We start from the raw sequence: 22,776 nt of genomic DNA, 5'->3' as shown, positions 1-22,776 counted from the left end.
AGTGCACCAGTCTTCCATATTATTTATGCTTCACCAATCATCACTTTCTCCTGCTGCTCGATACTTTCGTCATGGATGGATTTGATCACTCTGGAGATAAAATCAGCACCAAGCCCACCTTGAGCTCCGCGATCTATGTATTTCTGCAATACTTCTTTCCATCTTTCGCTCTGGAGGATAGTCATATTGTTTTCTTTTTTGTATTGACCTATCTCTCTTGATATTTTCATTCTGGAAGCAAGGATATTCATGATTTCTTCATCGATCATATCTATCTCTTTACGGAGTCTGTCGAGTTTTGTTTTTTCCTTGCCGGTGTTTTTATCATCACGGATGACCAAACTCTCTATCAGTTTGCCATAATCTTCGGGAGTAAGCTGTTGTGCAGCATCGCTCCAGGCAGTATCCGGTGTGATATGCGACTCCATGATCAATCCATCAAAATCAAGATCCATCGCTTTTTGAGCTACCTTAAACAATAATTCTCTATTTCCACAGATATGACTGGGATCATTGATCATAGGTATGTCAGGCATAGCCGTCTTGAAATCGATCGCAATTTGCCACTGAGGTCTGTTTCTATAGATCTTCTCACCGGAAAATGAGAAACCGCGATGGATAGCTCCTAATCTGGTAAGTCCTGAGTTCTGAAGTCTCTCCATACCTCCGAGCCACAAAGACAGATCTGGATTGATAGGATTTTTAAGGAGTACCGGTATATCTACTCCTTTGAGTGCATCAGCTACTTCCTGTACAGCAAAAGGGTTGACAGTGGTTCGTGCACCAATCCATAAAATGTCTATACCGAACTCCAAGCAGCGCTCTACGTGCGATGCTTTGGCCACTTCTACTGCTACCGGAAGGCCGGTAAGTTCTTTGGCTTTTTGCAACCACGGAAGTCCTTTTGTTCCGATACCTTCAAATGCGCCTGGACGTGTACGCGGTTTCCATATTCCTGCTCTCAGGATGTCAACTTTTCCAGTTCTGAAAAGTCTTGTTGCCGTCTGTATGACTTGTTCTTCAGTCTCGGCACTACAAGGTCCTGCTATCAAAACAGGCCTTTTTCCATTGTTCATCCAATTCATGTTATTTTGATTCTTATTAGTGATTTTAAAATTAATTGATTATTGTAATATACGTTTTATTTTATTGCTTTCTGCCATCAACTGCTCGATGGCTTCTACATTTTTGGTGTCAATATGATTTCTGAAGTTTTGAAGATGTAAGATATAACTGTCCAATGCTTCCAGAAGAAATTTTCGGTTTTTATTAAATATGGCCGACCATGTGTAAGGATTACTTTTTGCCAACCTTACTGTACTTGCAAATCCCGTACCAGCAAGATCAAAAATCTGTTTTTCATCTTTTTCTATGTCCAAAACCGTCAGGCCAAGCATAAAAGAGCTTACATGTGAAAGATGAGAGACATATGCCAGGTGTTTGTCATGCTCCTTAGGAGACATAAATGTGGTAGTCATACCGAGACTTTCAAACAGTCTTAAGGCAGAATCCAATGCGTCGGGTGCAGATTTTTCTTTTTCACAAATGATATTTTTTTTATTTTGAAAAAGACCTTTCATGGCTGCTGTGGGGCCTGAAAACTCCGTACCAGCCAATGGATGAGCTGCCACAAATCTTTTCCTGTTGGAGTGTTTGGATACGGTTTTGCAAATATCATCCTTGGTAGACCCTACATCTATGACGGTGGTTTTATCACTTATTTGATCCAACACCCGGGGCAGGAGTCCTTCTATTTTGTTTACGGGAATAGAAATGATAATCATATCAGCATCTTTTATTCCGGATTCTAGATCCGCCAAGGAATGGACCAATCCCAATTCCAATGCTTGCTTCATGTGATCTTCAGAAGCATCCACACCCCAAACATCAACATTGAGTTGTGATTTGAGATCTTTTGCTATCGACCCGCCTATCAAGCCCAGCCCTATTACTGTAATCTTCATTAATGGTTTTTTTCTGCTGATGAGATAGTTTCTATCTGGAATCCAGTCTGAATCCTGTACAAAGCGGCAAGCATATCTTCTTTAGAACTGCACAATGATATACGGAGATACTTGTCGCCATGAGGTCCGAAAATGTGTCCCGGCGTGATAAAAACCCGGGTATCATACAGGATCTTATTGGCCAAAGATTCAGAATCAAGATCCGGATCCTTAATTTTTCCCCATACAAACAGTCCTGCTCCATCCCGGCTGTATTCAAGATCCAGCTCCGTCATGATATTGCAGGCAGCATCTTTTCTTTCCTGATATCTTGAATTGAGATCGTCAATCCAATCTTTGCCCAGTGACAATGCCACAGCTGCTGCTTCCTGTACAGGCTTAAACATTCCTGAATCCATATTGCTCTTGAATGTCATGATAGTATCTATACTTGATTTTGGACCTACAAAAGCACCCACCCTCCAGCCTGCCATATTGTAACATTTGCTAAGAGAAACCAATTCGATAGCGCAATCCTCGGCACCTTCAGCATTAAAAATACTAAGTGGATGATCATTCAGGATAAAAGTATATGGATTGTCATGACATATCAAGATGTTATTTCTTTTCGCAAAAGCTACCAGCTGATTAAAAAACCGGATATCAGCTGTTGCTCCGGTAGGCATATTCGGGTAGTTGACCCACATCATTTTCACCTTGCTCAAGTCCTGACTTTCGAGCTTATCGAGATCTGGTTTCCATCCGAGATGCTCTTCCAGTGGCATCGAAACAGGTGTCCCACCTGCAAGCCTGGTACACATTGCGTATGATGGATATCCGGGATCCGGTACTAACACCTGATCTCCGGGATTGATAAAAGCCATACTGGCATGCATCACTCCTTCTTTCGATCCCAACAAAGGCAATATCTGTGTTTCGCTATTGATATCAATATCAAAGTGCATCTTATACCATTGAGCAAAAGCTTTGCGCAGGGCAGGAATGCCTTTGTACGACTGGTATTTGTGTGCATCAGGTGTCAGAAGAGCTTGATTAAGTGTGTCAATAACAACCTGAGGAGGCATCAAATCGGGACTCCCTATGCCAAGATTGAGCACCAGAGGGCCACCATCTTTGTTCATTTGATCTATTTCAGCCAGTTTGCGGGCAAAATAGTAAGTGGTTACATCATTCAGTCTTTGAGCAGGTGCTATCATGGAGTGAGTTGATTTTGTTGTTTTTCAAGAATGGAAGTTATGTCAGCTCTTTTGTAAATGCCGGTTTCTTCATACTCAAATGTGAGGTTGATGAGGTCATCTTTCAGTCCGAGATATTGGGATATATGATCAAACTCGATATCTATATGAAAAAAATACTCTCTGAAGCTGCCTATCACAGGAAAAGACTGAAGTTTGCTCATATTGAGATTGTGATCTTCGATGACTTGCAACACTTTCAGCAGTTGTCCTTTTTTGTCCGGAATTCTGATATAAACTGAGACTTTGTCTGCGTCCGGGGCTATTTCAGTTTTGAGTTTGTTGACGATAAAAAATCTTGTATAGTTGGTCTTATTAGTTTCTATACCGGGTGCCAGAATGTCCAGATTATAGATTTCTGCAGCTTGTGTACTGGCGATACAAGCTTTGGATTTTTTATTTTTATCTGCTATATGCTTGGCACTGAGCGCGGTATCTTCGGATTCGATCAATTTCCAGTCATGGTATTGCCCTAAAAATTGTCTGCATTGGTTGATAGCCATAGGGTGAGAGGCTACTTGTCTGATGTCATGTAAAGATGCACCTTTTACAGCAAGTAAATTGTGTTTGATCCTCAAATAAATATCACCTGAAACCCAAAAGTCATTTTCCCTGAGGATGCGGTAATTTTGAAGAATCGATCCGGCAATGGAATTTTCTATGGCCATGACAGCAATGTCTGCCTCACCGTTTTTTACCATTTGCCCCAGAATATCAAAAGAGTCCGCCGGTATCAATTCTAATTTTTGATAAGGCCAATATCTTCTTGCCGCCACATCATGGAAAGATCCTTCATAACCCTGGATTGCTACTTTTAGTATTTTATCCGATTCCATCTATATTTTAAATTTTCCATTTTGATAAAATTAAAAAAGGAGCCTGTTTTTGTAACAGAACTCCTTGATTTTATAATGACACATTTACAATAAAGGCTCTGTTACTTCATCTCACAGAAATAAAAGTAGCAAAAATAAAAGCCGGCAAATGTGGAATGCATACGATTCATGCCGCAAACTTATCTGTATTATTTGTTTCAACAAAATTTTTGCAATGTTTTTTAAGAAAAAATCAAATTATGGCCAACATTGATCACCTTATAAGCAAAAATTTATAAAATGAAACACCAAATCTGAGATGGAGGTCATCTTAGATTATAGCAAACAAAAATTTTATACGTTTCTTAAAATGATTTTAAAATGAGCAAAACATTCAGATTTTCAAAAAAAGCATCAGAAAGAAGTTTTACAAAGGACATCAATGCGGGTTCAACTGCTGATATTGCTTTTCTTTTATTGATATTTTTTTTAGTGGCTACGACTATTTTGAATGATAAGGGTCTTCTCGTCAAACTTCCACCTTATATGCCGGATCAGCAGAAATCTTTAGCTATTAAAGAAAGAAATGTATTTACTGTAAAAATTAATGCAGAAAATCAACTGCTTGCAGAAGGGAAAAATTTGGAGTTAAAATTCCTTAAAGATGAAATAATAACATTTATAGTCAATCCTGGTAATAAATCCAGTCTTGCGGAGCAGCCTGATATGGCCATAGTATCCCTTCAAAATGACAGGGGAACAAAGTATGAAATGTACATACAAGTGTACAATGAAATTAAAGCCGCCTACAATGAACTGTGGGAAGAAATTGCAATAGCCAGATTTGGAAAAACCTTAGCTGATCTTTTGCCTTACCAATCGGAAGCTATAAAAAAGGATTTCCCCCTGGTGATTTCTGAAGCTGAACAGAGAGCATTTGGACAGGAGTATTGACTTGCACATCATTCCTATTGAAAGTAGAATTTAATTCTAACAGAAGTATAAATCTCTGAGACAAAGTTAAAGAATGGTTGGACTTTGTTAAATGTGAATTTTTTTATTTGCCTTACCTTTTATTTATAATATCACTTACTTCCTCTGGTGACATTTTTACTATTTTAGCAATACGAACTGTATCAAAACCATCATTTGACATAGCAAATATCATTTCCAATTTTGCTTCAAGTTTCCCTTCAAGCTTCCCTTCAAGTTTTCCTTCAAGCTTTCCTTCAAGTTTTCCTTCAAGTTTTCCTTCTTTTTTTATAGCATCGTATGTACTCATAATATCATGGTTTATAGGTGTTGGAAGTGATTTTACTAATGATAATACTTCTTTTTTGTTTGTTTTAGAAGTCCACAGTTTGTAAACAAATATATGTTTTATAAAGTTCCTGTCTGATTCATCAATGCGCTTAAGAGACTTGATATCATTTAGTTTATTTATTAGAGAAACAAGGTCCATGTTTGGATTATGACCTGCGAGGGCAATCATTAGCATCACATCTGTCACTTCATCCAGCTGTTGTTTTGTTAGTGTGTTTATAGCAAAAAGATATAGTCAAATGTAGGTAAATATTTCAGAATTTCTTCAGGGTACGCATTAAAGAGGTTTGTTATTTTTGGCACTTCCCATTCTTTTTTCCCTTGATAATAAATCATTGGGACTATAGGAATTATTTTTTGTTTATTTCTCAATTCTTTCACCCATTGAGAGAAAATATAGTGTCCGATTTGAATTAATACATGTTTATCAGGGTTTGCCTTATGTTCAAACAAAAGTGAAATGACCAATTTTTCTCCTTTCTCCTTTAGTTTGAACTTAAAAAGCAGATCGGCAAAATATTCTCTCATGTCATCGGTAAGATATGATCCATTTTCTATAGTCATGGATTCTATATCGATCAACTCTTTCAATTTTTCAGGCAGTAATTGACGAAAATACTCTTTGGCCAAGGCAGGTTTGGAGAATGTCTCTTTGATGATTTTATCATGAAAATTTTGTATGTCATCAAACATCAGAAGAATAATTGATTTGTTGAGATGATAGATTCGGTGCAAATATAATGCAATTATTTGCACTTTTTTTCGTATTTAGCTTATGATTAAATTTTCAACACTTTTAGCCAAACATAGACTTTAAAAAAGCTTTCAAAACAAATTGACATAACCGAAGTGGATTTTCATCTTACTGAAGTCCAAAGGATTACCGGAGTTTTTTCCAGCTGCAAATGAAAGATTAAATATGCCGGCAGTAGTTCCAAAATTAAGACCCATACCCGTTCCAAAAACAAAATCACTTACTGAATTTCCATCATTGATGGTATTGACCATTCCGATGTCAAAAAATGGAATCGTCAGGTAAGAGTTCTGATCAAATAAGATTCTGAATTCGATAGTGCCAAAAAAATACTTATCGGCAAATATACTTTCTTCATCAAATCCACGAAGGGTTTTGTTACCGCCGATTCGGAGTAGTTCATTGGGTCTTAGTGACTGTTGATTGTACCTCAATGCTCCGGTGAGTCCAGTCTTAACAGCTGCCCATTTTTTTATCGGTACATAATATGCAGCTGCAATATCCAACTCAAGTTGCAGTGTTTTCAATTGTAAAGTGTCATAACTATTTTCAAAACCTTCCAAATCTACGATTTGCCTGTTTTTTAAGATCTTTTTTGTCCCTGCGACAAAATTGATCTGCGCATCATATCCCGAAGATGGATTGAACCGGTAGTCCAGATCACGCAAATTGAGTCCAGATCCGACACCTGTATAAGTCACATCTAAGCTTTGAGGTAGCCGACCGGAATTTTCTATTTGTTGAGTGTTTACTTCAAGCAGAACAGAAGATCTGTAACTTCCGTATAGTTTCAGATGGTTAAATCCTCCGAAAAGATATTGTGTGCCGCCATCAAAATAGATATCGAGATTATTATTTCCATTTTTGAATAGCCTGAAATCCAGATGGCTTCCTACTGGTAGGCCTGCCAGATAAGGTATATTGGATTTTGCTAATAGCTCGAGGTTTTCAGTTTTGAGTCGCTTGAACTGGAAAAATGTATACTCACCCTGATCCAGGATATTATTGAGTTCCGCAGTAAAGTCGCCTGTGATGTTCCATTTTCGGACTCCGTTGACTATTTGCGGCAATACGCCTATCAGAAAATCGAATCTGCTTGCTGGTTTTGGGTCCGGCGAGATGATCACGGAAGCCTTATCATTTATAAATCTGACAAATGGTGATGACCGCTGCTGAACAAATGGAAGATCGGCAATCCTTTTATTTACCTTTGTTACTTTATCCTGAGAATAGAGTGCTCCTTCATTTATGTCCAGAAGCCTTCTCATATACTTACTATTGATACGCAACCTTCCTTCCAGAACTATAGAATCAAAATATATTTTCCTGCCTCTGTCCAGCTTCAGAGTAGTATGCAGTTTATCTTCAGAAAACCTGATAGAATCAAATCTTGCAATGGCAAACGGATGTCCATTATTGACTTCGTGGGAGATCAGTGATTTCAGGTATTGATAAAGTATTGTAGTGTCCACTTTTTTTTCTGCCAGCTTGATTCTCTTTAAGCCGCTGGCTTCAATGATAGACTTTTGCTCTTCGGTCAGCTTCACAGATCCAATGGCGTACTGTCGACCTTTGTAAATATCAGCAATGCAACTGTCATTTTTGCAAAGTAAGGTATCCATATGAGCTTGGAAAAATCCTGCAGATTGGAGTTTAAGGATGTAATCTCTTATTATAGAAGTGTTTTTGACAGAGTCCGTTTTTGTATGATCCATGGTAGTTTTGTTTCCATGATCATCTGTTTCATAGAAAGTAAGGTATATCTGTTTTTGCCCGTACGCATTGGTAAATAATATCATCAGACAAAAGATAATGACTATCTTTGCATTTGAAAATATTATAATATGTCTTTCACTTTCCTTCATGACACTACCAAAGTCAATATGAAATAACGAAAATACAACATGTCTGGTATATATATTCATATTCCTTTTTGTAAAAAGGCTTGTCATTATTGCAATTTTCATTTTTCGACTTCTCTCAGATTAAAAGATGATATGATAGAGGCTATCTGTAAAGAGATAGAATTACGTAAAAATTATCTTTCCAATAAGACATTGGATTCCATTTACTTTGGCGGTGGTACACCCAGTCTCTTAAAAGTGATGGATCTTGAAAGAATTTTTGAAGCCATCCATTCAGTCTATGCTGTCCGTGCAGGTGCAGAAATCACTCTTGAAGCCAATCCGGATGACATAAACCAGCAGAGCCTTGATGATTTTAGAAAAACGGGTGTCAACAGGCTTTCTATAGGCATTCAGTCGTTTTTTGATACAGATTTGCAATGGATGAACAGGGCTCACTCGGCTTCTGAAGCTCAAAGCTCGGTAAAAATCGCTCAGGATGCCGGCTATGACAATATCACCATTGATCTGATCTATGGAGCTCCGACTACCACAGATGAGATGTGGTGTGACAATATAGATCGGGCTCTACGGCTGGATGTTCCTCATATTTCAGCGTATTGCCTTACTGTAGAAGAAAATACGGCTTTACATCATTTTATCGCCAAAAATAAAACAGCACCTCCGCATCAACAAAAAGCTGTAAATCAGTTTGACATATTGATGAAAACACTGGATGAAAAAGGATTTCTCCATTATGAGATTTCAAACTTTGCAAAGCCAGGTTATCTTGCAGTGCACAATAGCAACTATTGGTTAGGTAGTCATTATATCGGTATTGGACCATCGGCTCATTCATATGATGGCGCATCACGATGCTGGAATATATCACACAATAAGAAGTATATTGATGCACTTCAAGATCCTGCCTATAAGTCCGAGACAGAGGATCTCAGCATCGCCATGAAGTACAATGAATACATCATGACTTCTGTAAGAACTATGTGGGGCATTGACTCTGATGTTGTTCGGACTTTTGGAGAAGAGATACAAAGCTACTTTTTATCTGAAGTCAGAAATCTTACTGAGAAAGAGATGATCTCCCCTGAGGCTAAAAGCTATATACTTACCCATAAAGGAAAACATTTTGCAGATCAGGTTGCCATGGATTTGTTTTTTATGGAATAACTGTTAAAAATAAAACATTCGACCACTAAGCCGACGTAGGAGGACTGGTGAGCGATTCCGAAGCCATTCGACCACTAAGCCGACGTAGGAGGACTGGTGAGCGATTTAAGGACCCCAAAACTGGTGGGTTCTAGGAATTCGGCAAGCCGGCCAGGAAGGCCTAAATTATTTCTCCTGAATCTTTTCAAAATTTGTTAATCAATGCAAATTTTGGGATTTAGTGGTAAAACTGATAGGTAACAAGCAGTGATTAGTTTCAATTTTATTAGGCTCCTTGATTAACATGATTGATTCATCATGCAGATAAATGTTTGCAAAATTTTGGAGATGTTTTGTGGAAATATGTTTGCAAAATTACACTTCTTTATTCTATTTGTGATACAAACTTATTTGAGTAAAAAATAAACTGAAAAAAAAAATAAAAATCATAAAAACATATTAAAATTATCAGTAATTTGTAAAAATAGTTATAATCAGTGTTGTAACTAAAAATTTAAATAAATCAATTTTTGGAAGTTTGTTTGCTTTGTTTCTGTTTTTTGTTCATCCTAAAAATATGGCATACAAATTGGTATTTACATACACGGACAAGAGTCTAAACGAATTTTTATTTTTTTATAACCGTTTATCATTTTACACACATGGCAACGAGAACTGTACTTGCAGACCATCAAAAGATGTTTACAGAAGGCATTAAAGCAATCTTAAACGAGCTGAAAATAAATTTTTTAAAGATAGTAGGAATAGCATACAGTTATGAGGAATTGAATAAGATGATAGAAATGCCTATCGACCTTTTGATCCTCGAGTTGGCAATGATAGAAAACAATGGATCTTCTTTTATATCAGAACTTAAAAAGAATCAACCCAATGTACGTATCATCATTCTGAGTAATTATGGCGAACCGCATTTAGTCAGGGAGGCATTTATAAACGGAGTAGATGGATATGTATTAAAGACCAATCATTCGCTTGAGTTGGCTCAGTGCATAGATCAGGTACTGGACGGCAAGACTTATATGGCAGAAGGCATCAGGTTGGCGCCTCAGTTGGATAAAAATAAAAAACAAGTCCTTCCTGAAAAAAGGAGAATGATAGAAGACAGATTTTTGCTCAAGCAAAAATTGACGTCCAGAGAAAAAGAAATCTTAGCACACATAGTTCAGTTTAAAAATAATAAAGTCATAGCACAAGAGCTTTATATAAGTGATCAGACAGTATCAGCGCACAGAAAGAGCATCATGAAAAAACTTGGTGTCAATAATACGGTGAATCTGATAAAATTCTCAATCGATCATCAATTGGTATAGTTTTTGGTAGGTATAAAAAGAAACAGTAACATAAGGCATCCCCTTGCCACACTTTTGCATTAGTCATCCCGACAGTAAGTCTGAGATAATTTTGGAATCATTTTTTGTTTATAATTAAAAATCAAATTATCTCATGAAATCGGAGAAATTTACATTTACAAAACGCATCGGTTTTGGTAGGTTTATCAAAATGAGTATGCTGTCAGCCTTGCTGACGATCTGGTACTCTGGGCTTCAGGCTCAATGCCCTCTGGCATGTAACAACCTGGTCCAGGTATCTATGGATGAAGACTGTGATGTTACGATCACGTATGAAATGATGCTGGAAGGCGAGATTATTACTTGCTCCACAGCAGTAGTAGAAGTACTAGGTGTCAATGGTCAGATTTTGTCTACCTCGCCCAGAGTGACAAGGGCCAACATTGGCCAGACACTTACAGTAAGGATCCGCTACGGAGCGAACTCGTGCTGGGGCAAAATCAAAATTGAGGATAAACTAGCACCTGTGATTACTTGTCCTCCTGTAGATACTTTAGGGTGTTATGATGAGAGGGTCATTTCAAAACCTGTTGCTACTGACAATTGTCGCGGTTCATTACCCGGTGATTGGGTTTCTGTGCTTTCTGACAGCACCATTGACCAGAGCTGTGCATCATATTATCGTGCTATCAGGCATATCAGATATCAGGCCAGAGACTCTGTAGGCAACCTTTCTGAAATATGCAGAAGAACGGTGTACTATAGGAGGATAACTCTTGATAGTGTCCATATACCTAAAAATTATGACGGCTTGCCTGGTCATAGACCAGTACTTGAATGTAATGGCGCTTGGGCTTGGAATAACTATAGAGTAAGTCCTACTGGTGCAGATGTTGCTCCTCAAGCAAGTTGGGACACAAACGGTAACGGGTATCCAGATCCTGCAGAAACAGGCGCTCCGTTTGTAAGAAATAATGATAATATATCTGGTTATATTCTAGGTTATAGAGTTGGTACTGGTCCATCCTTTAATGCTGCATTACCGCAATGTACAAGTGGAAATTTAGTTGGCAATAACATTGCGACTGTTTCTTGGCAAACATCATGTGGAGCAACCACTGGAGAAGTTCAGAATTTCAGAATCGACACATTCTACAACCCTTTTATAGGTTCTAATAATTTATGTAAAATAAATACTGCATATAGTGATACTAAATTAGACATCTGTCCTAAAAGTTTCAAAGTCTTAAGAGCATGGACTATTTTAGACTGGTGTTCTGGTTTGATAAAAACAGGTCATCAAGTCATAAAAGTTGTAGATGATAAGGCTCCAGAAGTAACTGCTCCAGAAGATTTAACATCTTCACTAGCTCCTGGTATTTTAGTAGCGGGTATTATATCTGCTGATCCATATTCTTGTACTGGTACATGGACAGTAAGACCACCAAAAACAATCAGTGATTGTAATGCAACAACTTGGACTGTAAAAATTAAAAAGGCAGACCATTTAGGTAATGATCCAGGCGATGATGTACCTTTTGTATCACAAGATGGAAACATACAAGTGACAGGTACCTATCCTAATTTCACCATTGTAGGATTGCCTCTAGGAAGAACATGGATACAATATATAGTAACTGATGCATGTGATAATACAAGCACTGAAGCAAGAACAGAAGTTGATGTATTTGATACTACTCCACCTGTACCTGTATGTGATGAATTTACAGTGGTTACATTGACCAACAATGGAGAAGCGATCATTTTTGCTGAAACATTTGATGACGGCTCACATGACAACTGTACGGATGTCATCTATCATGTCAAAAGAGATGGCTCTTGCGCTGGTACTACGCCACCATACACTGTACCTACAGGTTTTACTGACCCAGGCAGTGATGGTTTTGGTGACTTTGTAAGATTCTGTTGTGCCGATGTAGGCAGGCAAGTCATGGTACAGCTGAGAGTCACAGACCGGTTTGGCAATGTCAATACTTGTATGGTCAATGTAACCACTCAAGACAAAGTACCACCATTTATCAAGTGTCCTGCTGATAAAACCATCGACTGCGGAGCAGATACTTCATTGCTAGTTTCTGAAAGACCGGTGTTTTCAGCTACACCACTATCGACACCATATTATACTGATAATTGTCCAAATCCTACCTGGTCTTACAGCACCTCCGGCAAACTGGATAACTGCGGTCAGGGTGTACTTACAAAGACATTTACAGTAAGAGATGGAGGAGGAAGGACTCATTCATGCACTCAGACTATCACAGTAAGAAATATGACGCCTTATAATGGACCTGTATTGATCGGTGGTGGACCTGTGTGGAAAAATCTGGAAGACAGATCTCTTTCACTTAAAGATTGCAAAAATTCTGAAACTGACCCATCAAAAACAGGTACTCCAGACTTAGGCAACAGACAGTGCAGTCAGGTGGCATATACTTACGAAGATCAGGTATTTCCGTTTGTAGATGGTGTTTGCTACAAAATACTGAGAAAATGGACTGTGATCGACTGGTGTAAGTTTGCATCAAATCAAAAACCAGATGGAAGTGAATATCCAAGAATTCCTACTCCTCAAGTAAATTCATGGACTTATACTCAAGTCATCAAGGTATCGGATACAGCAAAGCCAAAGATGGCCAATCCATTGCCAAAACTGGAGCCTTATACCAGAAATGACTGTACACGATATGATACCATAGTCAATTCTGCTACTGACTGTAGTAAAGATTTAAAGTGGTCATATACAGTCAGAAGAGAAAATTCCACAGGAACAGTATATAAAACAGGAACAAATAACGATGCATCAGGTTTATTCCCTGTGGGTAATTACCATATATCATGGACTGTGGAAGATCAATGTGGTAACGATACTACGAGCACATACACCTTTCTGGTTCCTGACAACAAGAAACCAACACCATACTGCTTGTCACAGTTGACTACTGTCGTTATGCCTTCATCCGGTGACATAGAAATCTGGGCTAAGGACTTTGACAGGGGTTCATTTGACAATTGTCCTGTGACAGGTTGTGGTCTCAGGTTTACATTCAATGGGTTTGTGCCCGGTTCGGCACCTACATCAAATCAAACCTGGTTGGCATTCAAGCTGTTCATCTGCTATACGATTCAGATGTTCCGATTTTCCAGCAGGAAAAGATACCATCCATCGTACCCTGAAAATGTATGTGTGGGATGAGGCAAACAACTTTGATTTCTGTGATGTGACCTTGATCATTCAGAAAAACTCAGCATGTGCTGGATCTTCACCTGGTAACAGAATAGCTGGTGACATCAGTACAGACAGGAATGAAATGATCAGAGATGTCAATGTGACATTGCGCCACATGGAGAGTCAGGAAACTACTTCCATAGTGACCGATCAGTCAGGCAGGTTTGAGTTTGGAGATATGAAAACAGGAAAAGGATATAACATCATACCTGCAAAAAATGACGATCATCTCAATGGAGTATCCACACTTGACCTGGTCATGATGCAGAGACATATACTTGATATCGAAAAGTTGAATTCTCCTTACAAGTATATAGCTGCTGATGTAAACAGAGATAACAAAATCACTGCAGGTGACTTGGTAGAATTGAGAAAACTGATCCTGGGTATATATGCTTCATTGCCGAATAACACATCATGGAGATTTATAGACAAGTCATCTCCGATCACTGATCCTAACAATCCGTGGAATATCAATGAGTATATCACGCTACCGAGTATGAGTTCATCCTCATTGGACAATCACTTCATGGGTATCAAAACTGGTGATATCAATGGTTCTGTAGTTGTCAATGCCAATAGTACAAAAACTGAAAACAGAAACAAAGCACTGACACTTCAGGTGGATAATAAAGAGTTTATGCCAGGTCAAAAGGTACGAGTTGATTTCACCTCTGACAACTTTACCAATATCACCGGAGCCCAGTGGACGCTTAACTTTGATGCATCAGCACTTGAGTATGCAGATTTGATTTCAGGTGCCATGGTCATGGGCAATGACAATATCAATACACTTGCAGCACATGATGGAAAGATTGCTTTCAGTTGGAATGATTTCAATGGCATGACAGTATCAGATGATAAGGTTCTCTTTAGCATAGAGTTCAGAGCAACTACGAATAACACAATTAATAAAACTGTTTCAATGTCATCTGATATCACTAAAGCCGAAGCTTACACAACTGAACTTGGTGAAGCAAAGATGAATCTGAATATCCGAACAGCTAAGGTCGGAGATAAGGTTTTCACATTGGGACAAAATAATCCGAATCCATTCACAACCAATACAACTATCAGCTTCAATCTACCTGAAGCAGGTCCAGCAACACTTACTATCTACGATATCACAGGTAAAGTGTTGAAGTCCTACTCCAAAGAGTATGCAAAAGGCAGAAATGAAGTCATCATCAATTCCGAAGAAATAAATGCCCAGGGAGTGATGTTCTACGAGCTGGAAAGTAAAGGTGTGAAAGCAACCAAAAAAATGATTTATCTGAGTAAGTAGATTTAAAATTGTTGAACAAAAATATTCAAAAGAGTCTGACTGCCGATCCAGGTAGTCAGGCTTTTTTATTTATACCTAAATAAAAAAAAAAAAAACCAAAAAAAAAAAAAAAAAACCCCCCCCCCCCCAAAAAAAAAAATCAAAAACAAACCCAACCCCGCCGCCCCCCCACAACACCCCCCCCAACCACCCACACCCCCCAAAAAAAACCCAACCAAACCAAAACCAAAACAAAAAAAAAACAAAAAAAAAAAAAAAAAACCCCCCCCCCCCCCCCCCCCACCCAACCAAACATTTTTCCCACCAAAAAAAAAAAAAATTTAAAACAAAAAAAAAAAATTTTTTTTATTTTTTTTATTATAATCAATTTCAATTAAATAAATTTTTTTTTTTTTTTTTCCCCCCCCCCACATCCCCCCCCCCCCCCGTTTTGGGTCCCCCCCCCTTTAGAGAAAAAACCCCCCCCCACTTTCTTTCCCACCCACCTCCCCCCCCCCCAAAGGGGGGAAAACCATAAAATGGGCCCAAAAAAAACACATTTTTTTTCTTTTTAAAACTTTTCAAACATCTTTTTGTTAAAAATCCGACAGTTTCCCACCTTTTGAGCCGATATTCAATTTTTTGGCTTGCTTTTTGTAATACATCTATGTGATATTTACATTCTCGATGAGAGTAAGATTTCCAAAAATTTGTGATATTATTACATTGAAAATGTGTCCAATTATTTGTAATCTATTTTACTTTTTGCCAGATTATCAGCAAGATTTGGGCGTTTAATAAATACCATATCAAAAAATATAAATTATTGCTTAATTTTGCATCAAGTTTGCATAAAATATGCATAAAGTTTTTAAAAATCAAATCATTCCAATATGAGGAAAAATTTTGTTAGTTTCAGTTACTTTAGTTTTATTGGGAATAAAAGCTCAGTTTACTCTCAGCTTTCTATCAATATTTCATCAGTGGAGTAGGATCAAAATGCCAAGCAGTCGTGTTGATGTCACAATCAATAATTTTACTGACTTGGTTGCCTTGGCATATTCCATCAATTATGACACCACAAAACTTGAGTTTGTCAATTTTTCCAATGTTACAAGCTCGTTAACAGGTTTTAGTATTTCCAACATTTGTACTCTAATGGAGCTGCTGTGAAAAAAGGTCAAATTACATTTCAATGGGACGATGGTACTTTGGCAGGTAAGACTTTGGCCAGGGAATACCAGATTATTTTCCATTAAATTTAAAGCAATAGGTGCCAAAGGTACTTCATCAGAAGTTTTTGTGTCTTCTACACCAAGAAAAGAAAATTATGTATTAAAAAATCTTACCGAATTCAATTCTATAAGTAATGTGAAAGGTAAAGTCACTATAAAATCTGATGGGGGCGGCCCTGTGGATAATTGTGTCAGTCCTACCTGTACCAATGCCAGCAACTTGACTTTCATAGGAGGTACGGTCTCTGGTGAAAAAGATAAGACCGTATGTGTGCCTATCACTGTTAAGAACTTCACAAAAATCGAAGGTGGGCAAGGAAGAATCACATGGAATACAGCACTTCTTCAGTTTACAGAAATTAAAGTCCCAACTACTGGTGGATTACCTAATTTTACAGTTGAAAATTTCAATACTGCAGTACCGGGGAGGGTAACTGTCGTCTGGTCAAGCGGTGTTCCTGTGACACTGAATGAAAATACAGTAATTTTTGAATTGTGTTACAAAATAGTAGGCTCTTCAGGTCAGACTGCTTGTATCGATGTGAGGGGCAACCCTGATTTTCCTGAATGGACAAATGATAAAGGAGAAAAAGTGCCATTGTGTTACACATTTGGTAAAGTAAACATTACATCAGTACCGCCTGCTGGAGCAACTGTCTTCCGGGTAGGCACTGTCAATGGTCAGACCAATGAAACAGTTTGTGTAGATGTAGCAGTGGAGAAATTTACAAAAGTAACCGGTGCTACAGTAAAATTTGGATGGAATGCTGATCAGTTGGAGTTTGTAAGGACAGATAATTATGATCTTGAGATGCTGACTTCAGGAAATTTTAATAATACAACCAATAGCCTCACCATGCAATGGCTGGGGTCAGGAAACGCTTTTACAAAAGCTGATGGACACAAGATATTCAGGATTTGCTTCAAAATAAAGCAGTGCGTTGCTTCTGCATCAGTAAATATTACTGCCACACCAGATGTTGTCGGGGAGGGAAATGTGCAACTCGTCAGTCAGGGTGTAGGTGGTTCGGTAACTTGTACTACTCAGGCAGGTTGTAACGCTACATGTACTCTGGGCACCATCACCAATGTAAGCTGTAATGGGGCAACAGACGGGGCAGTCGCCTTATCTGTGACAGGGTCTACTACAGGTCATAATATAGTTTGGAAAAATGCATCAGGCACAGTGGTGAAAGCTTCAGCACCGGTTGCTTCAGGTACCAATCTTTCTGCTGTAGGCGCAGGAGTATATACGTATGAAGTAACTTTCAATAATACTATGTGCTGTACCGGAACTGCTACTGTAAATCAACCAGCTGTCATCACCATACCCACAGCAAATGTGATCAAAAATGCACAGTGCGACGATAAAGGGGCGATAGACCTGAAAGGAGTTACAGGAGGCAATGGCGGTTTTATATATGCATGGAGCCCTGATCAGGGAAATATTGCAAATCCAGTAAATCTTAATCCCGGAACTTATTTAGTGACGGTGACTGATTCAAAAGGATGTAAAGCTTCAAATACTTTCAATATAGTAAATGTACCATCACAGATAGTGATACCCAATGCAGGTGTTGTCACCAATGAAGGGTGTGGCCTTAAAGGATCTATCAACATTACAGCTACTTCAGGTGGAAGCGGAACCTTAAAATATACCTGGAATCCTGTACTTACCAATACCGGTAATCCTACAAATCTCAATGAAGGAACTTATAGTGTTACAGTATCTGACGCTAAAAACTGTACCGCCACTGCTACATTTACCGTATCAAAAAATGTCAGTGAACTCAATGTGACTTCAACAGTAAAAAATATAAAATGTAAAGGTGGGTCAGATGGTGAAATTCAAATCAACATTGCAGGAGGTTGCCCTACTATCACATATAGCTGGACAGGCGGACTTACAGGAGCTAATCCTAAAAACCTGAAAGCCGGAACATATACAGTAACGGTGGGAGATGGTGCCCAAAGCAAAACACATACAGTAACAGTGACTGAGCCAAGTGAAGTAGCAGTAGCCCTCACAGGCACGGTAGATGCATCTACAGCCACTGCTGCAGATGGAAAAATAACACTCGCAATAAGCGGTGGTACATCACCTTATAAAGCAATATGGTCAGGGCCAATTACTATTCCTGATGGAAATTCTACAGGAACACTGGAAGCTTCCAGCCTTAAGGTAGGAGCCTACAATGTGACAGTAACAGATGCCAATGGCTGTACAGCCGCACGTACCGGAATCAATATAGCAATAAAATCTGCGGAAGTTATTGCTCCCAAAATTGGGTCTGCATCTGTTTCATCATCGTTTTCAGGATTTGGAGTAGCATGTTTTGGCGATGCCAACGGTGAGATTACAGCAAAGCTTTCTGAAGGCACATTCCCGATCACTGCATTATTAAAATTGGGGTCTAGTATTGAAAGAAATATTCAGGTTACAGGTGTTGATTTCAAATTTACAGGTTTGGCATCTGGTACTTATACTATTGAATTATCTAATAGTAAAGGAACAATTACATCCAGCCCAATAGTAATTACTCAACCGACTAAACTTGCAGCAGTAGAAAAAATAGATTGTACGGACAAAGTAAAGAGTACCGGAAAAATAGAAATTGTGATGAACAATACCGGTGCCGGAAATTATGCATTTGTTTGGGATGGATTTAATGACACTGACAATGTCGCTGAAAACCTGGCTCAGGGATTTTATAATGTCAGGATCACAGATGCCAATAAGTGTCAATTGCGCCTTACAAATATTCAGGTAGTAGATTGTGGCAATCCTGGTAATTGTTTTATAGCTTCAACAATCATGACACCAAATGGTGATAGGAAAAATGATTTGTTTGAAATAAATTGTATGGACCGATATAATGGAGATCTTACCATCTTTGACCGATGGGGCAAACAAGTGTATTTTGAGACAAATTACAAAAACACCTGGCAAGGTACGAATGCTTCAAATTCACCATTGCCGGAAGGTTCATATATTTGGGTTTTGAATGTTACTCTCGGACAAGGATTGAGAGAAGTACATAAAGGCACTGTTACCATTCTGAAAAACTAAAAAAATATATAAATTATCGAATTTAATAGAAAAGATAATGAAAACAAAAAATATGCTAAAATCAATATACACCATAGCTGCATTATTTTTTATAATTGCATACGCATCCGGGCAGACAAGATATTTTGATGAAAGGTACATCTATACCCAGGCAAATCTGATGCCCCAACTGATCAACCCCGGAGCTTTTGGTCATACAAATCAACATCAGATACTTGGGAATTATAGAAATAAGTGGTCAGGCATAGATGGTGCTCCTCAGACATTTACTTTGTCATACAATGGACCTGTAGGCAATGGCTTGGGACTTGGCGTCAATATATTGTCCATAGATTTGGTGCTTTGGAAACAACAAAAGGCGCCGTAGGATTGAGCTATATGATAAAGTCAGAAACCAACCAAGTAGGTTTTGGTATCTCCGGAGAATATATCAAACATGGTCTGAGTGGACTTGGAAATGCAGATCCTTCCGATCCATTACTAATACGCGCTTTGGAAGGAGCAACATATTTTGATGCATCATTTGGTGTATATGGTATCTACATGGATAGAATGACATATGGCATTACCTTACCATCAGCTGTAAGTGCACGTATCAGTGATATTGATAGTACAAGTTCTGACAGAGAACTGGGTTTTATCCTCCAGTTTGGGTACAAACTGAATATTCAGCAAGATATCACTATGACTCCAAATCTTATTGTGAAAAAACTGGCCAATGTTCCAACACATATAGATCTCAATTTAAATTTTGGTTTTTTGCAAGACAAACTGCTTGCAGGTGTCAATTATACGCTGGGAGCAGATAAAAGACTTGGATTTTTGATCGGAACAAAAGTGGAAAAACTGAATTTTTATTATTCTTACAACACTTCTTCCAATCCTTTACAGGATTATAACAATGGCTCTCATGAATTGACCCTTGCTATTAATTTTGCAGGTAAATAAATATTATTAAAAATAAAAATACAAAAACGGCTGATAGAATATATCGGCCGTTTTTGTTTAGAGTATGTTTAAACTTTCGCTCAAACACAAAAATGTAAACATACTTTTAAGGATCTTAATAGGAGCATTATTATATGAACAATACTTTGGCTTTTGCACAAGAACGAGACTATAATGACACTTTATCGGTGTACAGAGGTAGGTTCCACATCCCAAAAGATAGTAAGGGACGAGATGTCATATATATGTGTGGTAACAGCCTTGGGCTCATGCCAAAGAATTCATCCACTCATATATCTCAGGTACTTGACGCCTGGCAAAACCTTGCTGTCGAGGGGCACTTTGCAGGAGCAAATCCATGGATAACATATCATGAGAGCCTTGCTGTGTCCATGTCTCATATCGTAGGTGCAAGACCCAATGAGATAGTCATCATGAATACACTGACTGTCAATATCCATTTGCTCATGGTAAGTTTTTACAAACCAGACCATAAGAGAAACAAAATTTTATTTGATTACAATCCATTTCCCTCAGACAGATATGCTATCGAGAGTCAAATAAAATTTCATGGCTTAGATCCTGCCGAGGCCATGATAGAATTGATGCCTGAGCCGGGAGCTAACTTAGTCTCTCAGGATACTATTGATGAGACAATAGAAATGTACGGAGACCAGATTGCTCTGATACTGATTGGTGGTATTAACTACTACTCCGGACAGCTTTATGATTTAAAAAGAATAACCAAAGCCGGGCATAAAAAAGGGTGTATTGTAGGTTTTGATCTGGCCCATGCCGCGGGCAATGTCACTTTGAGTCTGCATGACGATGGCCCGGATTTTGCGGCTTGGTGTACATATAAATATCTGAATTGCGGACCAGGCAATCTATCTGGAGTATTTATCCACGAAAGACACCATACCAATAAAGATTTGCCCAGATTTGCCGGTTGGTACGGCAATGATCTCAAAACCAGATTTATGATGGGCCCAAAGTTTGATCCTGCGCTTTCAGCTGACGGCTGGCAAGTGAGCAATCAACCGGTCTTCGGTATGGCGGCCATAAGAGCTTCATTGGACTTATTTGATGAAGTTGGTATACCTGCTCTACGCAGGAAATCCGAGATGTTGACTTCCTATCTTGAGTATTTGATTTTAAATATTGCAGGCCATCAATTGCGGATCATAACTCCATCGGAAGGGCAATGGAGAGGTTGTCAGCTTTCATTGCAAATGGTTCAGCCTGACAAATCCCTTTTTACGTATCTCATGGATCATGGTGTGATTTTAGATTGGAGAAAACCTGATGTCATGAGAGTGGCTCCCGCACCGTTTTATAATACTTTTGAAGATGTGTGGCATTTTCACAGAATATTAAAAGATGGATTGGATTTACTGTAAATATCCGGCCAATGGGTTTTATTTATTCTGGTAGTTTTTATACATTTGCACATATCATTTCAAAATACAAAATTATGCGTAAGTCATCCATACACAAAATTGAAATCATACCAGCCCAGATACAACTGACAGAGCCCTTTGTCATTTCCAAAGGTGCTTTGACTCATGCAAGGATTACAATAATCAAGATTTACAACACTGATGGTACTTATGGAGTAGGAGAGTGTTGTCCATTTAGATCCATTCATGGCGAAACTCAGACCGGAACAGTAGCTTTTGCAAAAGATCTCGCTGCTGCTATGATAGGTTTAGATCCCAGACAAATACATCAGCATGTGGCCCTGATGGACAAAATGATCGTAGGTAACGCATCTGTCAAATGTGCTTTTGATATGGCACTATATGACCTTGTAGCCAAGATGGATGAAAAGCCTCTATATGTGATGCTCAATGGAGACAGAAGCAAAAAAATATATACAGACAATACCGTGAGCCTGCTAACCAAGGAAAAAATGGTCGAAAAAGCCGTTAAATTTAAAGAAATGGGTTTCCCTGTATTGAAAGTGAAGCTCGGAGAAAGAGGATACAAAAAGGATGTGGAAAGAATGGAAGCGATCAGAGATGCTGTCGGATACGATCTTCCATTGCGAATTGATGCCAATCAGGGCTGGAATTACATTGATGCCTTGAGGGCACTTCAAGGTATGAAAGACCTCAATATCGAACATTGTGAAGAACCTGTACAAGCCGGAAACATAGTCGATCAGGCAAGGCTCACAGCATTGAGCCCTATGCCTATCATGGCAGATGAGTAAGTGTTTAATCACAAAGATGCCTACAAAGTACTAAGTCAGCAGGCTGCACATATGATCAATATCAAACTTGGTAAAACGGGAGGTATATGCAATGGAATGAAATTAGCAGGCTTGGCAGAGGCAGCTGATGTGTATTGTCAGGTTGGCTCGTTCAGTGAGTCCAAAGTTGGGATGAGTGCCCTCCTCCACTTTAGTATGGCGTGGGACAATATATTGTTTCACGATATGGACAGTCCTTTGATGCATTCTGAGGATCCTGTCATAGGAGGGCTTACGTACCACAAAGATTGGGAGTTGACGGTCGATGGTACACCTGGTCACGGCGCAGATTTCGACCCTGCATTCCTGAAGAGATTTGAGATCATCACAGTACATTAAAAAATAT

Annotated in this window: 18 protein-coding genes; 11 read left to right on the top strand and 7 right to left on the bottom strand. The window is 38.6% G+C overall.

Translation table 11 applies throughout. The annotated features are described in order from the left end of the window. Positions 1-23: 23 nt before the first annotated feature. From IPK35_06210 to IPK35_06195, 4 genes are read right to left on the bottom strand one after another with little or no spacing between them, the layout of a single operon-like run. Positions 24-1,085 (bottom strand): bifunctional 3-deoxy-7-phosphoheptulonate synthase/chorismate mutase type II, encoded by a 1,062-nt coding sequence (locus IPK35_06210; GenBank protein MBK8052868.1) that lies wholly within the window; start codon positions 1,083-1,085, stop codon positions 24-26. 39 nt (positions 1,086-1,124) lie between these two features. After that, entirely contained in the window at positions 1,125-1,964 is an 840-nt protein-coding gene (locus tag IPK35_06205) for a prephenate dehydrogenase (protein ID MBK8052867.1), read from the bottom strand. After that, the gene (locus IPK35_06200) at positions 1,964-3,160 is read right to left on the bottom strand and encodes an aminotransferase class I/II-fold pyridoxal phosphate-dependent enzyme (protein ID MBK8052866.1); all 1,197 of its coding nucleotides are present in this window, start codon (positions 3,158-3,160) and stop codon (positions 1,964-1,966) included. Before IPK35_06200 ends, IPK35_06205 begins: the two co-directional genes overlap by 1 nt. Then, entirely contained in the window at positions 3,157-4,035 is an 879-nt protein-coding gene (locus IPK35_06195; GenBank protein MBK8052865.1) for a prephenate dehydratase, read from the bottom strand. Before IPK35_06195 ends, IPK35_06200 begins: the two co-directional genes overlap by 4 nt. 360 nt (positions 4,036-4,395) lie before the next feature. On the opposite strand from IPK35_06195, the gene IPK35_06190 reads away from it, so the two are divergent. Next, on the top strand, positions 4,396-4,968 hold the full coding sequence (locus IPK35_06190; GenBank protein ID MBK8052864.1) for a biopolymer transporter ExbD: 573 nt from the start codon (positions 4,396-4,398) through the stop codon (positions 4,966-4,968). A gap of 112 nt (positions 4,969-5,080) precedes the next feature. On the opposite strand, the gene IPK35_06185 is transcribed toward IPK35_06190, so the two are convergent. From IPK35_06185 to IPK35_06175, 3 genes are all read right to left on the bottom strand, one after another. Beyond that, a complete protein-coding gene (locus tag IPK35_06185) occupies positions 5,081-5,524 on the bottom strand; it encodes a hypothetical protein (protein ID MBK8052863.1) in 444 nt (147 codons plus the stop codon). A 29-nt stretch (positions 5,525-5,553) separates the two neighbouring features. Further along, entirely contained in the window at positions 5,554-6,030 is a 477-nt protein-coding gene (locus IPK35_06180) for an Rpn family recombination-promoting nuclease/putative transposase (GenBank protein MBK8052862.1), read from the bottom strand. Positions 6,031-6,162: 132 nt separating this feature from the next. Next, complete coding sequence (locus tag IPK35_06175; GenBank protein MBK8052861.1) at positions 6,163-8,016, bottom strand: hypothetical protein; 1,854 nt, start codon at positions 8,014-8,016, stop codon at positions 6,163-6,165. On the opposite strand from IPK35_06175, the gene hemW reads away from it, so the two are divergent. From hemW to IPK35_06125, 10 genes are all read left to right on the top strand, one after another. After that, positions 7,996-9,123: a radical SAM family heme chaperone HemW gene (hemW, locus tag IPK35_06170; protein ID MBK8052860.1), complete on the top strand. Its 1,128-nt coding sequence runs from the start codon at positions 7,996-7,998 to the stop codon at positions 9,121-9,123. The genes IPK35_06175 and hemW overlap by 21 nt on opposite strands. Before the next feature lie 641 nt (positions 9,124-9,764). Next, positions 9,765-10,433, top strand: coding sequence for a response regulator transcription factor (locus tag IPK35_06165; protein MBK8052859.1), 669 nt, complete (start codon positions 9,765-9,767; stop codon positions 10,431-10,433). 133 nt (positions 10,434-10,566) lie between these two features. Further along, entirely contained in the window at positions 10,567-13,626 is a 3,060-nt protein-coding gene (locus IPK35_06160; protein ID MBK8052858.1) for a hypothetical protein, read from the top strand. Beyond that, positions 13,610-14,944, top strand: a complete 1,335-nt coding sequence (locus tag IPK35_06155; protein ID MBK8052857.1) for a T9SS type A sorting domain-containing protein — start codon at positions 13,610-13,612, stop codon at positions 14,942-14,944. The genes IPK35_06160 and IPK35_06155 overlap by 17 nt, the downstream gene beginning before the upstream one ends. Positions 14,945-16,126: 1,182 nt before the next feature. After that, entirely contained in the window at positions 16,127-19,228 is a 3,102-nt protein-coding gene (locus tag IPK35_06150; protein ID MBK8052856.1) for a gliding motility-associated C-terminal domain-containing protein, read from the top strand. Positions 19,229-19,265: 37 nt separating this feature from the next. Beyond that, a complete protein-coding gene (locus IPK35_06145; GenBank protein MBK8052855.1) occupies positions 19,266-19,595 on the top strand; it encodes a type IX secretion system membrane protein PorP/SprF in 330 nt (109 codons plus the stop codon). After that, entirely contained in the window at positions 19,571-20,176 is a 606-nt protein-coding gene (locus tag IPK35_06140) for a type IX secretion system membrane protein PorP/SprF (GenBank protein MBK8052854.1), read from the top strand. Before IPK35_06145 ends, IPK35_06140 begins: the two co-directional genes overlap by 25 nt. A gap of 134 nt (positions 20,177-20,310) precedes the next feature. After that, positions 20,311-21,576, top strand: coding sequence for a kynureninase (gene kynU, locus IPK35_06135; protein MBK8052853.1), 1,266 nt, complete (start codon positions 20,311-20,313; stop codon positions 21,574-21,576). A 74-nt stretch (positions 21,577-21,650) separates the two neighbouring features. Beyond that, positions 21,651-22,391, top strand: coding sequence for a hypothetical protein (locus IPK35_06130; protein ID MBK8052852.1), 741 nt, complete (start codon positions 21,651-21,653; stop codon positions 22,389-22,391). Further along, positions 22,392-22,769, top strand: coding sequence for a hypothetical protein (locus IPK35_06125; protein MBK8052851.1), 378 nt, complete (start codon positions 22,392-22,394; stop codon positions 22,767-22,769). Positions 22,770-22,776 lie beyond the last annotated feature (7 nt).

It is taken from the genome of Saprospiraceae bacterium, assembly GCA_016713025.1.
Classification (GTDB): Bacteria; Bacteroidota; Bacteroidia; order Chitinophagales; family Saprospiraceae; genus OLB9.
Note: the sequence above shows the minus strand (reverse complement) of the source record. Positions and strands in the feature narration are given on the sequence as shown.

What these genes read in the sequence shown, in the direction of transcription:
- IPK35_06210 (MBK8052868.1), bottom strand. Translation starts at nt 1,085, where the DNA reads ATGAATTGGATGAACAATGGAAAAAGGCCTGTTTTGATAGCAGGACCT.
- IPK35_06205 (MBK8052867.1), bottom strand. Translation starts at nt 1,964, where the DNA reads ATGAAGATTACAGTAATAGGGCTGGGCTTGATAGGCGGGTCGATAGCA.
- IPK35_06200 (MBK8052866.1), bottom strand. Translation starts at nt 3,160, where the DNA reads ATGATAGCACCTGCTCAAAGACTGAATGATGTAACCACTTACTATTTT.
- IPK35_06195 (MBK8052865.1), bottom strand. Translation starts at nt 4,035, where the DNA reads ATGGAATCGGATAAAATACTAAAAGTAGCAATCCAGGGTTATGAAGGA.
- IPK35_06190 (MBK8052864.1), top strand. Translation starts at nt 4,396, where the DNA reads ATGAGCAAAACATTCAGATTTTCAAAAAAAGCATCAGAAAGAAGTTTT.
- IPK35_06180 (MBK8052862.1), bottom strand. Translation starts at nt 6,030, where the DNA reads ATGTTTGATGACATACAAAATTTTCATGATAAAATCATCAAAGAGACA.
- hemW (MBK8052860.1), top strand. Translation starts at nt 7,996, where the DNA reads ATGTCTGGTATATATATTCATATTCCTTTTTGTAAAAAGGCTTGTCAT.
- IPK35_06175 (MBK8052861.1), bottom strand. Translation starts at nt 8,016, where the DNA reads ATGAATATATATACCAGACATGTTGTATTTTCGTTATTTCATATTGAC.
- IPK35_06165 (MBK8052859.1), top strand. Translation starts at nt 9,765, where the DNA reads ATGGCAACGAGAACTGTACTTGCAGACCATCAAAAGATGTTTACAGAA.
- IPK35_06160 (MBK8052858.1), top strand. Translation starts at nt 10,567, where the DNA reads ATGAAATCGGAGAAATTTACATTTACAAAACGCATCGGTTTTGGTAGG.
- IPK35_06155 (MBK8052857.1), top strand. Translation starts at nt 13,610, where the DNA reads ATGTATGTGTGGGATGAGGCAAACAACTTTGATTTCTGTGATGTGACC.
- IPK35_06150 (MBK8052856.1), top strand. Translation starts at nt 16,127, where the DNA reads ATGGTACTTTGGCAGGTAAGACTTTGGCCAGGGAATACCAGATTATTT.
- IPK35_06145 (MBK8052855.1), top strand. Translation starts at nt 19,266, where the DNA reads ATGAAAACAAAAAATATGCTAAAATCAATATACACCATAGCTGCATTA.
- kynU (MBK8052853.1), top strand. Translation starts at nt 20,311, where the DNA reads ATGAACAATACTTTGGCTTTTGCACAAGAACGAGACTATAATGACACT.
- IPK35_06130 (MBK8052852.1), top strand. Translation starts at nt 21,651, where the DNA reads ATGCGTAAGTCATCCATACACAAAATTGAAATCATACCAGCCCAGATA.